Annotated in this window: 10 protein-coding genes and 2 pseudogenes; 3 read left to right on the top strand and 9 right to left on the bottom strand. The window is 34.1% G+C overall.

Annotated elements, in window-relative coordinates:
• Positions 1-7 precede the first annotated feature (7 nt).
• The 5 genes and pseudogenes from OPR43_RS02550 to OPR43_RS02530 all read right to left on the bottom strand — a co-directional run.
• Positions 8-439 carry a DUF2924 domain-containing protein gene (locus OPR43_RS02550; RefSeq protein ID WP_265035348.1) on the bottom strand — a complete coding sequence of 144 codons (432 nt, stop codon included), beginning with the start codon at positions 437-439 and terminating at the stop codon, positions 8-10.
• 4 nt (positions 440-443) lie between these two features.
• Positions 444-896, bottom strand: a complete 453-nt coding sequence (locus tag OPR43_RS02545) for an ankyrin repeat domain-containing protein (RefSeq protein WP_265035347.1) — start codon at positions 894-896, stop codon at positions 444-446.
• Between the two features lie 38 nt (positions 897-934).
• Positions 935-1,663 carry an ankyrin repeat domain-containing protein gene (locus tag OPR43_RS02540; RefSeq protein WP_265035346.1) on the bottom strand — a complete coding sequence of 243 codons (729 nt, stop codon included), beginning with the start codon at positions 1,661-1,663 and terminating at the stop codon, positions 935-937.
• A gap of 184 nt (positions 1,664-1,847) precedes the next feature.
• On the bottom strand, positions 1,848-3,008 hold the full coding sequence (locus OPR43_RS02535; protein ID WP_265035344.1) for a phage tail protein: 1,161 nt from the start codon (positions 3,006-3,008) through the stop codon (positions 1,848-1,850).
• Positions 3,008-3,391: pseudogene (locus tag OPR43_RS02530) on the bottom strand (baseplate assembly protein); the annotation flags it as partial. The pseudogene OPR43_RS02530 and the gene OPR43_RS02535, both read right to left, overlap by 1 nt.
• 223 nt (positions 3,392-3,614) lie before the next feature.
• Between OPR43_RS02530 and OPR43_RS02525 the strand changes: the two are divergent.
• Entirely contained in the window at positions 3,615-4,628 is a 1,014-nt protein-coding gene (locus OPR43_RS02525) for an IS110 family RNA-guided transposase (protein ID WP_264735395.1), read from the top strand.
• Positions 4,629-4,673: 45 nt separating this feature from the next.
• Here OPR43_RS02525 and OPR43_RS02520 read toward each other — a convergent pair whose 3' ends face one another.
• Together OPR43_RS02520 and OPR43_RS02515 are read right to left on the bottom strand one after the other, a co-directional pair.
• Complete coding sequence (locus OPR43_RS02520) at positions 4,674-5,603, bottom strand: patatin-like phospholipase family protein (protein WP_264735396.1); 930 nt, start codon at positions 5,601-5,603, stop codon at positions 4,674-4,676.
• A gap of 180 nt (positions 5,604-5,783) precedes the next feature.
• A complete protein-coding gene (locus OPR43_RS02515; protein ID WP_265035343.1) occupies positions 5,784-8,576 on the bottom strand; it encodes an OTU domain-containing protein in 2,793 nt (930 codons plus the stop codon).
• Between the two features lie 353 nt (positions 8,577-8,929).
• Between OPR43_RS02515 and OPR43_RS02510 the strand changes: the two are divergent.
• Positions 8,930-9,082: pseudogene (locus OPR43_RS02510) on the top strand (IS66 family transposase); the annotation flags it as partial.
• Here OPR43_RS02510 and OPR43_RS02505 read toward each other — a convergent pair.
• Positions 9,079-10,443 carry a hypothetical protein gene (locus tag OPR43_RS02505; RefSeq protein WP_265035340.1) on the bottom strand — a complete coding sequence of 455 codons (1,365 nt, stop codon included), beginning with the start codon at positions 10,441-10,443 and terminating at the stop codon, positions 9,079-9,081. The pseudogene OPR43_RS02510 and the gene OPR43_RS02505 sit on opposite strands and share 4 nt — an antisense overlap.
• Before the next feature lie 103 nt (positions 10,444-10,546).
• On the opposite strand from OPR43_RS02505, the gene OPR43_RS02500 reads away from it, so the two are divergent.
• A protein-coding gene (locus OPR43_RS02500; RefSeq protein ID WP_265029708.1) for an IS5 family transposase occupies positions 10,547-11,379 on the top strand; the annotation gives its coding sequence in 2 pieces (ribosomal slippage) (positions 10,547-10,913 and positions 10,913-11,379; 834 coding nt in all).
• Here the strand turns inward: OPR43_RS02500 and OPR43_RS02495 are convergent.
• Positions 11,354-14,209, bottom strand: coding sequence for a hypothetical protein (locus tag OPR43_RS02495; protein ID WP_265035339.1), 2,856 nt, complete (start codon positions 14,207-14,209; stop codon positions 11,354-11,356). The genes OPR43_RS02500 and OPR43_RS02495 overlap by 26 nt on opposite strands.
• Between the last annotated feature and the right edge of the window lie 78 nt (positions 14,210-14,287).

The following is a 14,287-nucleotide window of genomic DNA, read 5'->3' as shown; positions in this document are numbered from 1 at the left end:
ATTCTCTTCAATTTTCATTTTTATCACGCATACCGAATAATAAAGGTCCGTTGTAGCTCATTCCCATTATTTTCCCGGCTACTGCTGATAATGATGTGAAAAATTCTTCTCGGTAGATTAAACCCTTATCTGTTACCATTACTGTATGAGTCTCTTCCCCTCTCTCTAGTATTAATTCTGTCCCTTCTACTGGTAATTTGTCGCTACTTATTCTCTTTCCCCTTTCTAGCCGATCTGCCAGATACTCTAGTCTTTTTGTTCCCTTTCTTGACATTTCTCCATACGCTTTTTCCTGCATTCTATAAGCTAATCTCGGTATCAGATATTTCTTTGAGTATCTAGGCGCTTCTTCCACGAATACCTTTTTCCATATTTTCCTCAGCTCTACCAGCGATTTTTTCTCTAAATTCATTACTTTCTTTTCTGTTTCTTCCTCCATATCTTTAGCCTTTCATAAATAACTTTTCAATTCTGTCTGTTTCTTTTTTCAATACTTCAGTTACCTCTTTACTATTTTTCGCATAATCCATCGCTGTCATCCCAAATTTATCTGCTTGTTCTATTTCAGCCCCTGCTTTTACTAGCTCCTCCACTATTTCCACTTTCCCCACCATACATGCAAGGTGCAATGGAGTGCATTTATTTCTATATTCTTCAGCATTTACATTCCCTCCTGATTTTATCAATTCTCTAACTGTTTCTAGACGTTTCTCCGTTACCGCTAGGTGCAGTGCTGTATATCCTCTTGCATCTGCTGCATTCACATTCGCTCCTTTTTCAACTAATAACCTCACTGTTTTTGCGTCTATTGCATAATGCAGTTCCATTTTCGTCTCTTTAATATTTTTATATGAGTTCTCTAATAGCAATTTCTCTTTCTTACCAAGCTTTATCATAATCTACCTCACCTTTTCTTTAAATTTAAACCCCTCTTTTAAGCCTTCTTTCTCACCACCTCATCTATCATTTCGTTCACTTGGCTCATTATCTTGCTTGCTAAATTTTTACATTCTTTCTTTATTAGCGACTTGTCTCTCTTCCTTATTTCTCCTATCTCTATTATTTTTAACTCCGGTAAATAACTCCTATTCAACATGTCTGCTATTTCTCCCACTAGCCTCTCTATTCCATAGCATGTCAGTTCTCTACTTTTTGTTATTCCGCCTTGTTCTCTTAAAAATTTACTCGCCTTTTCACTCTCTTTGCTATCACATAGACGATACTTTTCACTTTCCCAGATATAGTACATTGGTGTTGCACCATACTTATTCAGTTGATTAACTTCAGCTCCGGCCTTTACTAGCTCTTTTATTATTTCAACTCCTGCTCCTCCTATTTTGCATGCAGAGTGCAATGGCGTACATCCACTGACATATTGAGTGGCATTTACTTCTGCTCCTTCCCTTAGCAGTACTTTTACATTTTCTAAACTTCTCGCAAATACTGCGCAGTGCAGTGGTGTATAACCCTTTTTATCTCTTGCATTTACCTCTGCTCCTTTTTTTATTAATAACCTCACTGTTTTGTAATCAGAGATTTCTACTGCATGGTGCAATACTGTTTCCCCTTTTTCATCTTTTTCATTAATATTCTTAAACGAGTTCTCTAATAATTCATAAAATAACTTATTAAAAGCTTCTCTCTTTTCCTCACTGAACTTCATACATACCTCACTATAAAAACATACGCCAATTTGGCTCTCTTTAGTGCAAGATCAATTTTTTTTTGTTTACTTGCTACTATTTAAGTTATGTGCGTTTTGGCATGAAAAAGCAAGTCTTTTTCTTTTTATTTCATACACTTTAACCTGTTATTAATATAATATATGAGGATTTAAACATAAGTGCTTAACTTATTATAGATATTACTTGGCTATTTTTCCAACTTCTGTGCAAATGTCGATGTTCGTGCCACGTTAGTACACCTGGGTAAAACACCAAAATGTAATTTTCCGGTTCATGTATTGAATCCTTTTGCTCTGAATTTAAATCGCTTTCAAAATGAACATAGTGCTTTGCTAAACCAAATCTTATAACTTTTTGGTTGGTAAAATTTTCTACCTTGTAATGATGAGTAACGCTAAACCTTTCTAAAATTGGCTTGTACTTTAAATTCCACAGTTGTTCAGATAGTTTGCTACTTCCTAGTAAAAATTTATCCCCTTCCTCTTCTACGCTCGTAACCGGAAAACATGCGTTTATTTCCCCTAAGTTCCAGCTATCTGATAATATAACTTGCGCTTTTGCAAACTTAATCTCAGGTAATAAGCTCTGTGGTAGCGGATATAACGTTTTTAAATTATTCCACTGATGACTTCTTTCATAAATACCGTTATAATTCTTTGTGTGAGGCTCGGTTTCTCCAAGTATTGCTACATCTAATCGATATATGTCATTACTAAATGCTTGCTCATAATGAACACGAAAAGTACTAAACTTAAAACTTGGATTTAAGATTTTTAGCTCAAATGTATTCTTCCGACCAAATGATAACACTGGTCCATCTTTTTCTATTTTTACCCCTGAATAGTCAGAAAGAAGATCTCCAAATAAACTCTCATCCAATATAAATCTCTGCGCATTATAATAATCGTTAAAAATCCTCATTAGCCTCGATCTTGCAGGTAATGATAGTTTTGCCAGCTCTACTACTGCATCTACGAAGAAGTCATTTGGTACCTCTCTTATCCCTACCTGCAACTCAAAAAAGTGTTTACCGGGTGGCTCTTCAATAATTGTAATATCTTCTATATTTGCCCATTTTAATGCTATTTTCAGTGACGCTGGTGTTCCTCTTAAACGCTGAAATTTTATTCCTTCTTTTATCGCTCTTCTTTTATCTTTTGCCCAGCGTAGAATTTCTTCTAACCCGTATTCTTCAACCAACCACGGCAATACTTCTTCTTTTAGGTTAAATTTAAACCCTCTGATACAACTTGGATCTACTTTGTAATCAATAGCCTCTACTAATGCTTGCTCTTGTTTTGTTGCATTTGGTGGCAGTAACATTAATTCAACTCAATCTTTAAATTTCTTAAGGCAGCACACTCATTTCCTGCTACAATAACATCCTCTCTTGGCTCGATTAATTCCACGTTTTCCACTCCTTCTACGAACAAATTCGCTATAATCCATGATCTTGTTACACTCCATCCCAGCCTTCTACTTGCTTCAAACTTCTTAATGAACTGTTCCTTAATTTCCTCCTTTAATATTACAGAACTTATGCTCATTCTGCTGTGAATATCTATTTCTATAATATTGCAACTTACCACTTCAATCGTATCTGTTAAAATCCTCACATCCTCCTTGTTTAGCTGATTTCTGACAATTTCTAGTAATTCTTCTTGGGGTATGCCAGTTGTGGATAATTGTGTTGATAAGATCGAAACTTATATCTTGTAAAAAGCATCTAGTGTTTTAAGCTTAAGCATTAGGTGGAGAAGGGAAGAACTCTGAATCGTAACTTAGATATAAAATCTGTTTACAAGATAAGAGCCCCCTTCTCAAAAGTTTAGGCTGGACGGTATCATAGAAAGACCTCAATGGTTCTAATTCTGTATTCATAAGGTAAGCCTTACTTTTCATTTTAAATAGTAACGTATGGAGTTATATATGATCAACAACTTTCTTGGTATAGATGTTTCAAAAGAACGCTTTGATGTTTTTCTTTCGTTTATAAGTAAAAAAGGAAAACGTGAAGCTAGGAAAAGGAAATTTAAAAATGATGATACTGGATTTCAAGGTCTGCTGGACTTTCTACAAAAACATAACGTAGAAGAAGTAAAAGCTTGCATGGAATCCACCGGTTGTTATAGTGAAGCTTTAGCTGAATTCCTTTACAAGGCTGGATATTTTGTTAGTGTTGTAAACCCAGCTCGCATAAATTTTTATGCAAAAAGTAAGCTCGCACGGCAAAAGAATGACCAGTCTGATGCAGAGATTATTGCTGATTATTGTCAAAGACAAGAACCTACTCGTTGGACACCACCTTCTCCTGAAATGAAAAAATTAAAACATCTTTATCGTTGCTCGGTTGCGTTAAAAGACGAGTTAACATTAGTAAATAACCACTTAGAAAAAAAAGAGAGACTGCCTGAAGAAGTTGCAAATGCTTGGGAAGACCTTGCAATGAATATAACTCAAAAAATAGAAACAATAAAAAACTCCGTACGTGAACTATTAAATCAACACAAAGAATTGTTGGAAAATTTTCAACTTCTATTGACTATTCCAGGCATAGGAGAAGAATCAGCAATAGCTATTTTAGCTGAAGTTTCTGACATAGAGGCTTTTAGAGATGCCAGGCAATTGGCGGCGTATGCAGGTGTTATACCACGAAATATGACGTCAGGTTCCTCTGTATATGCCAAGCCTAAGCTAAGTAAATCAGGTTCACGGACATTGCGTAAGGCTCTTTATTTTCCTGCTATAGTAGCTAAAAATCACAACTCTATTATTAAAACTTACTGCGAAAGATTAAAGGAAAAAGGCAAGCATAATATGGCCGTTGTGGGAGCTGCAATGCGTAAATTACTCCATATAGTTTTTGGTGTTTTAAGTTCAAGGAAGGCTTTTAATCCAGATCATATCAAGAACTATAGAGTTAGGAGGTTTACTGAAGCTTAAAAGGAAACGTTCAAAAATGCGAGTTCTAGATTAAAAGGTTAAAGTTTATGATACTACTGTACAGAATTTATCTATTGCTTTTTGATTACATTCAATCATCGTTTGTGCTTCTTTTTTTAAACACTTGATATTTTCGTATGTTGTATTGTCCATCTCCGTTGATGCTACTTTTAGCTGCGATTGAATTCTGATATAGCTATTGTTAATAATCTGGTCTAACTGATAATTTACACAATCTAGTCCAGAGGCAAACATTACGTTTATCAATGGCTTAATCCAGGATATTTTGCCAAATCTTTTCGATCTGAGGTATTTAATGGAATGAGACGATCTGCCAGTACCGATGGAAAGAAGTACTACATCATCGTTAGGAAATAGCTTTCTGCTGCTTGCATAGCTACATGCTGCTGGATTATTGGCAAAAACTCCTCCATCTATTAATACCATTTCCTTTTGGTTGACTTTTAAATATTTAGGTGCAAAGTAAGTAGGTGCTGCAGTTGCTGCTCTCAATACATCCCTTAATTTAATAAAATTTCTATCCTCTTTCCAGCTTTTGAAGAAAAATGGGCAGTTATTGTGAATATCGTAACTCGTAATCAACACATTACTTAAAGTGTTTTTAAGGATATCATCGCCAAAATATTTATGAAGTACATACTCAATATTTTTACTGGGGTATTGTGCACCGTTAATCCAAGAAAATATTGATCTTCTTAGAAATGAAGACTTAAAAATATAAGGTCCGTACTCCTGATAAAGATTAACCAAGTCATCAGCTGAATATTGTAGCTTTCCTTTGCTATCTTTTTTACATAGTCCTGCTACAATAGTAGCACCAGTTGAAGTACCCACCAATAAATCAAAAATTTGAGAAATAGGTTTACCCGTTTTTTGCTCTATTCTGGATAATATCATTGCTGGAATAATTCCTCTTATTCCACCACCATCAATTGAGAGAATATATTTTGTCATTTGTACTAAACTTTAGATGTTTTTGAGTATCTTTATTACCTGGTTACTCAAAATTGCTGCTTGTTTTATAAGAGATAGATTCGCTGAACGTATAACTGATGCACTGCCTCTCACTAAGAAGGCACAGTAAAAAATTGGTGTAACTGTGTATAAGGTATCAGCCTAAATTAAAACTTTTTGTTATTTTTTATTCTTTTTAGCTAAATAATTTGTTGACAATAAAAACGGTATCTTTTCTTTTTCATCATCAGTCAGAATATACCTTCTTGAGATCTCCTTAAGCTTTCCGAGAGTTTGTTTTTCTAACTCCTCATATGATACCACACCCTTTTGATAGGATTTACCATCATCAAAATTTTTCTTACCTTGTCTCTTTTGAGACGTAATACCCCGCTCATTTTCTCTTGAAATATTTTCAGTATTGTGCAAGGGTTCCTGCTCTATACTTTCTTCAATACCTTTTTCAGAGCTACTAGAAAATGCCACAGAACTCTGTTTGTTAATAGGACTTACTTCTGTTAAACTATTAGCGAAATATTTCCTTAAGATATTTAAATGATTTACATCTTTGTTTACCGCTTTCAAGCTCTCTTTTACTTTAGCAGGATCATCATTGCCATTTCTCACCGCATTCAAAATTGCTTTTGCATTTTCTAAAGCAAACACTCCGCAGTTCCAATGATCCTCTTGCTGTAGAATAGATAAATTGTAAATATTGCCTTCCGAATATTCTTCGTCTTTTAAAAATTTATCTAAGGGTACGCATATATTATCATTTCCATTTTGTTTAAGAGGAGCAATCTTTCCCACAAAAATGACATCATCATCGCTATTTTGTTCAACATTTTGACCGTTACGATCTGCGTTTCCTTGAGAGGCTTTATTCTCCGCATCACTATCAATCTTACCTCTACCAACAGCATTTACACGACACTCTTCAATCCCTACTCCAAAAGAATCTGCATAGAAAAAAACATCTTCCTGCTCATTAGTATGGATAGCAACCAATGTTACCCAGTGGTTACCATCTTTATTGACAATGTATATTAATGTTTTATCTTTATTCTTCTTGAACTTATCTAATTTGCTTGGTAGCCTACCACAACCTTCAACTCCAAAAATCACATTGTTATCTTCAGTCCACTTATATAAGTACTTTGCAATGTCATCAATAACAGTATTTTGCAAGCATATTCGCAAATTTCCCCCTTCGGTAGATTGAATAAATTCTTTAGAAGATTGATCAAGAGAACTTTTAGCTGAAACACTACTCCCCTTATAATGATTTTCCCTATTTTGCAAGGACTGCTGCTGTATAATACTAGCCTCTTGTAAGTTCATTATATTACGCAAAGGTACTGCAGATAGTTTCTTTCCTTTCAAAGGATCAAGAAACTCTACTCCTCCAGTATAAACAGCCATCAACGCATAATAAACTGCCCACCAACCACAGTCGCTTCCATTCATTTGCTGACCAGTTAGTTCGTTATTATCATTAAAAACTATTTCGTTCTCTTTACAAAAAGGGAGCAATTTTACAGTAATCTGATCTTCGACAAAGGTTGTACCCTTAGTCAAACCATCCTTTAATCTTTCAGGAATCTTTCTTTTGGCAAAAGAGTCAAAAAAGAAAACTTGATACTGATCATTACTTATTTCTTCACCCAATAAATTCCCATATTTTTTAGGCAGCAATACCCAGCTAATCCAGTGAAAACCTCCTTCTTTTTTATCAATACCTGTAGGATCATTAGCAAGAACTGTTTCAGTGTTAGCTATAAAAATAAAAGGCTTATCTAACTCAGTACCATAATGATCATTTATTTCAGAATTATCTACAACTCTTCGACAAATATGTTTCAGTGAATCTCTAATAGCCTCCTCTTCATTAAACCCGAAGTTAATAGGACTAATATAATAGGCAAGCTGATTATCATTATTTGCAATTACCTTGTTCATAAAATTGTTTATATGATCAATATCTGCCCATCCTCTAGAATTACCTGAATCATCACTACCGAATGTTACTTGGTTTAACCCATGGTAAATATCAATTGCAGTAAGATGAATTTTGCCTTGTAAAGAATCGCGATTAGATTGGTTCTGTGCTTGTGACTGCTGTTCTGCTCCTTCTTCGAGATCATAATTTTTGATATCTTCAATCAAAGAAGGACTTTCTTCATCTGCTATACCATAAACCTCTTCTCTAGAAACTAGTATAGCTCCTTCAATATCTTCTTCGAGGTTACTAAGAAGTGGTACAAAATGATTCTTGTAATTTACCATAGTAATAACATTAGTACCTTCGCCTTGTTCGCTTTCAATAACATTTGTATCACCTATAGGTTGTTCTTTAAGTCCTATCACTTTAATTTTTACTTTATATTTGTCACATATCATTCTTCCTTCAATATCTAGTCTTCCCCGTATAGGAATAGGACCATTTTCTGTAGCCACACTTTTAATATAGTCCAAGTATTTGTCAAAAGTCTCCTGCACATCTGGAACATCATTTCCCTTTTTATCCTTAATATTTTCAAGATGAGGAAAAGCAATATTCTTCTGTGGAACAAAATAGCCACCTTCATTTGCATCCTTTACAATTTTATCTTCGTATTTTCTAGCATCATTTGCACAATCTTTTCTTAATGATTTTACATTAAACCTTTCACTATTTTCGACTAGACCTTTATCTTTTAGCTCATTCAATCCTTGAGCAACTGAATCAAAAAAACAATCCCCTTCACCCACAGCAGCTCCGATCTTAAAGCCCTCAGGCAATTTCTTCCTTAATGCATCTAAAAGTTGATTGAGCTTTTCTTTTTTCTCTTTATCATCCTTTACATTTTTTATCTGACTAAAAATGGGAATAGAGTCTCTAGTAACAAAACTTGACGTTTCTAGAGTGCTCTCACTATCTGGATTCAAGCGTTCATTATATAATTTACTGGATTCTTTACTCTGTGCAAACATATCGATTCACTATGTTAAACTATCCGCATGGTAGTCGAAAAAATCAATAAAGTAAAGTTATCCTTTTATGACTAATACCATTATTTCAATAGTTATACACTTTGATACTTTCTATCATTAAATTAACAATATGGTCACTCTTGTTTAATTTAAAATAATAACCGTGAGAAGAAGTTTTCTTGGGATGGATTCGACTATTAAATCTAGTACACAAACTTTTCTTTATATCAATCTATTTTTTGGTTTGACACACTTTTTTGAACATTACCTTAGATTATGGTCATTTTACCTCACTTTTACTTGCTCTATCTTTCTTTATATAAACATTTCTCCTCCTTCGCAGCAAGTCTAATGCTGAAGGGAAAATTAGGCATTATATCGTTTATCGTAAAAACTCATATTTTGCACAATCACAGCGAGGAACTTGAACAGATAATTTCGTTATACTTAACATGGAAACAAAGTAACCTAAACCTTTTCACAATCTTCTATCTATCATTTCTTAAACCACTCTCCTGAACGGATACTCTGTTCTCATTGGTTGATTATTTACTGTCACATCACCTAAATGAGTTTCAGGTCTACTTTTTGCTTCCCACAATAACTGACTCTCTGACCGGCTAATGTCGGCAAGAGACACAGCGGCAAATATAGTATTAATTGTTCTTTTAACCAACTGTTCTAACACAGATTGCTTTGGCTCACGCATTTGCTCCGCTTTCTCAATTTCACGTTTTGAACCTTCAAAAGGAATTGTTTCAGTCGCTTGTACTATTTCTTCTACATTCCTGCTACCCTTCAAATGATCAAGATATTCTCTAGCTGTCAGACTTACTTCTTTTCTGTCTAGATGACCTTGGAATTTTTTGCTACTTAAATTCATATCAGCATTAATAAGTAAAGGTAAGCCGCCTTCCACACTAATTTTAGTACCAAGCTCATATAATTCTACTCTGGATACTTCTTGACCATTGACTTTTATAAAACCAAGCTCCTTATCTTGCTCTGCTAGAAGTTGACATTCTGTTTTGATTTCTTTTGCTAAAATTTGTTTATCTTCACTTGACAACAACCCATTAGCTCGCTCAATGTCAAAGTGTTCAACAAGGAACCCTTCTTTTTCTACTTTATAGCTAGCAGATTTCATTCCTTTTTCTACAGCATCTATAAGCTGATCAACACTTTTCAATCCAGAAACAAATGCTGTATTGCTATCAAAATAAGCATAATTATCACCTATTCTATAAACTGCAACAACGTGATCACTTGTTACTAAGTGAATAGCAAAATCACCTTTAACTTCAGTTATATAATGTGATAAATCACTAGGTGTTTTATAGTCCTTATTATGCATTAGGTTTGAAGGCAGGCTATTCGTAGAAGAATCTAACTGTTGTTCGAAAACATTAAATAATTTACTAAAAGCAAAAACCTCTCTTTCTTCCATTTTAGATACCTGCTTGCCCTGCACTATACGCTCGTAAATTTCAGCGGAAGTTTCTAAATTACTTAAAAATGACTTGTCACTCTGTAAAAATAAAGCTTGGGATAAGCCACGTGTAATCTCTACACATCTACCATCAATCTCAACCCCACGTGCTTTAAAAGAAGATAAATAAAGCCCTTGTTTCACTGGTTTAATAGATAACGCAAACTTTGATAAGTCTGAAAACACTTCTCGTTGCCTCTTGCTGTAGTGTACTGACTGTATTTGTTTTTTCCTTGTTCCTCGTCTCTGGGATAAATCTCTTGAGCTACCTGCTACTGTGTCTAAAATTTTATCATCTTGTCCGTTCTTACTTTGGTTAGTGATACCCTTCCGGGTTTTTCTCTTAATTTTAGAATCACCTTGTTGTAAACTACCCAAGTTTTGTTCTTGCTCCGTTCTACCGGATACGCTACTCGGGTTAAGAGGTTGTCCGGAAACAGGTAAAAGGCTATGATATTTGAAATTTTAGTATGGGGTAAAGATGAGAAAAAAGTATCCAACAGATCTAAGTGAAAGGGAATGGGCACAAATAGAGAAGTACTTCAGAGTATCATACAAAAAAGGAGGAAGACCGCCAAAATATAGTAAAAGAAAAATGTTAGAGGGAATTTTCTATGTATTGCGTACAGGGTGCCAATGGCGGTATTTACCAAATGATTTTCCGCTATGGAAGACTGTATATGAGCAGTTTAGGCAATGGAAGAAACAGAGGATTTTTGAGAAAATGAACTATGATATCACTAAATATAGTAGGTCAAAAATGGGAAGAAATGAAGAGCCGAGCGCATGCATAGTGGACAGTCAGTCGGTAAAAACCACGGAAAAAGGGGGGTCAAAGGTTATGATGGTGCGAAAAAGGTAAAGGGGAGAAAAAGACATATAATTACAGATACTCAGGGTTTTATACTAAGTTGTTACGTAGGAGCTGCTAATGAAAATGATAGAGATGGTATTAAAATAGCATTAAACAATATGAGAACAAAATATACTAAAGTAAAAAAAATGTGGGCTGATATGGGGTACCAAGGAAAAGATTTAAAAACCCATATAGAGGAAGAATATGGCATAGATATTGAAATTGTGAAAAGGCCTCCATGTAGGTTTTGGGTGCATAAAGATACACCACTAGAACTATTGCCACAACGGGATCCTGGATTTTTAGTACAGCCGAGAAGGTGGGTGGTAGAAAGGACTTTTGCTTGGATCAATAGGAATAGAAGACTATCAAAAGAGTACGATTTACTTACAACATCTACTGAAAGTTTCATATATCTGGCTATGAGTAGGGTTATGTTACGGAGGGAATATGCCTAAGTTTACTAGTTTCCGGACAACCTCTAAGACCTGGATTGGTTATTTTATCTTCTTCACTAATATTCTGCTCATCTAAGAAAGCAGAAGGAGCTTTTTTAACTTTTTCTACTTTTTTATATAGTGTATTAAGTATCGTATTCGGTGAGTTATTTTTGATAAGATTATTTAAATAATCTGTTTTGCTTCCTGCTTTATCAAAACAAAAACCATGCAATTTTTCAAAGGCAGGACAAATACTAAGTCCTACTCTATGTAACACCCTAGATAAATTTTTTGGCGTAAAAAGTTTTTTCTCGGCTAAGAAGTGATTTAAATAATTTTCTTTATTAAAACATAATCTATGAAAATTTCTTAAAATATAAGTGGCATTATTTCCTGCCATGGATAATATACTGGATAAATCACTCGGTCCAAAACTTGCCTGATAGAAATCATCTAAAGGCTGCGTTCTGTTTCCTGCCTCATCAAAACAAATATCATGAAAATCTTTTAAAGCAGAACAAATATTAGCTCCTGCTCCATGCAATATCTCGGATAAGTTTTCCGGCGTAAAACCTTCTTTTAAGAAATGACTCAAATACCCTTTTGCTTCTCCTATAAAACAAAAATCATGAAATTTTTCTAAACTATCCGCTGCCGCACTCAATATGCTGGATAAATCACCTGGCCTAAAACCTGCATTATAGAAATCATCTAAAAGTTCTGTTCTTTCTCCTTCGTCATCAAAACAAACACTATGCAATCTTTCTAAAATAGAGGAAGCACGTATTCCTGTTCCACATAATATAGAGGATAAGTTACTTGGCCTGAAACCTGCATTATAGAAATCATCTAAAAGTCCTGTTCTTTCTCCTTCGTCATCAAAACAAACATTATGCAAATTTTCAAAAGCATCTTTAGCTTTAGCTCCTGCTCCACCTAAAATGCCAGATAAATTAGGCATCATAAAACTTTTTTCCCCATCTTTTTCCTTAATAAAATGCTTTAAATGCTGTTCTTTATTTCCTTGTTCATCAAAAAAAGTATTATATAGTTCTTTAAAAGCTTTAGGAGCATTAGATCCTGCTCCATTCAAAATACTGGACATTTGAGCTAGACCTACTCCATTGTCTTTTAGAGTTTTTAAATATTGTGTTTTATTTTCTTGCTTATCAAACCAAAGATCATATAACTCTTTAAAAGTTTTAGGAGCATTAGATCCTGCTCCATGCAAAATACTGGACATATTAGCTAGATTCATCCCCTTTTTTTCTAGAGTTTTCAAATATTGTGTTCTATTTCCTTGCTTATCAAACCAAAGATTATATAACTCTTTAAAAGCTTTAGGAGCATTAGATCCTGCTCCACCTAAAACACTAGACATATTAGTTAAATTTATTTCTTCTTTTTCTAAAATTTTTAAATATTGTGTTTTGTTTCCTTGCTTATCAAACCAAAGATCATATAACTCTTTAAAAGCTTTAGGAGCTTTAGTTCCCGCTCCATGTAAAATACTGGACATACTAGACAGATTTATCCCCTCTTTTTCTAGAGTTTTTAAATATGGTGTTTTGTTTTCTTGCTTATCAAACCAAAGATCATATAACTCTTTAAAAGCTTTAGGAGCATTAGATCCTGCTCCACCTAAAATACTAGACATATTAGCTAGGTTTATTTTTTTTTCTTCTAGAATTTTTAAAAGTTGTGTTTTGTTTCCTTGCTTATCAAACCAAAGATCATATAACTCTTTAAAAGCTTTAGGAGCATTAGATCCTGCTCTACTTAAAATATTGGACATCTTAGCTAGATTTATTCCTTCTTTTTCTAGAGTGTTTAAAAGTTGTGTTTTGTTTCCTTGCTTATCAAACCAAAGATCATATAACTCTTTAAAAGCTTTAGGGGCATTAGATCCTACTCCATTCAAAATATTGGACACCCGAGCTAGATCTACTCCATTGTCTTTTAGAGTTTTCAAATATTGTGTTTTATTTCCTTGCTTATCAAACCAAAGATCATATAACTCTTTAAAAGCTTCAGAAGCTTTAGCTCCTGCTCCATTCAAAATACTGGACATATTAGACAGATTTATCCCCTCTTTTTCTAGAGTTTTTAAATATGGTGTTTTGTTTTCTTGCTTATCAAACCAAAGATCATATAACTCTTTAAAAGCTTTAGGAGCATTAGATCCTGCTCCATTCAAAATACTGGACATTCGAGCTAGACCTACTCCATTGTCTTTTAGAGTTTTTAAATATTGTGTTTTATTTCCTTCTGCATTAAACAAAAGATCATACAACTCTTTAAAAGCTTTAGGAGCATTAGATCCTGCTCTACCTAAAATACTGGACATATTAGACAGATTTATCCCCTCTTTTTCTAGAGTTTTTAAATATGGTGTTTTGTTTTCTTGCTTATCAAACCAAAGATCATATAACTCTTTAAAAGCTTTAGGAGCATTAGATCCTGCTCTACCTAAAATACTGGACATATTAGTCAGATTTATTCCTTTTCTTTTTAGAACTTCTAGATATTTTGTCCCTTCTCCTGTAATTAAAAAATCTAAAAACTGATTAAATGCAGGTGTTCCTTCTCTACCAACCACACTTTTAGCAAATTTTATTTCTTCATTAGACAAATCCTGTCTAGGTTCATCTTGTAAATCACTAGGAAATACCGAATCTTTATTACTAGTAACATTTACATCCATGCGCAGCCTCTTTGATACTGTACCATCTTTGTCTGTAACAGAACGCCCCAGTTTTCTACTCGTTTTACGATTTTCCTTACCTGAACTCCTCGAATGACTACCTTGTTCATGTGAGGAGTTTTCAGTATTTTGCAATGGTAACATAAAAACCTCTTATTATCGCTAATCGCATAGTAGCAATAAAAATCAGCAAAGCAAAGTTATTTTTTTATGACTAGTAGC

It is taken from the genome of Wolbachia endosymbiont (group A) of Apoderus coryli (assembly GCF_947251615.1).
Classification (GTDB): domain Bacteria; phylum Pseudomonadota; class Alphaproteobacteria; order Rickettsiales; family Anaplasmataceae; genus Wolbachia.
The sequence above is the reverse complement of the archived record's forward strand: the minus strand, read 5'-3'. Positions and strand labels throughout refer to the sequence as shown.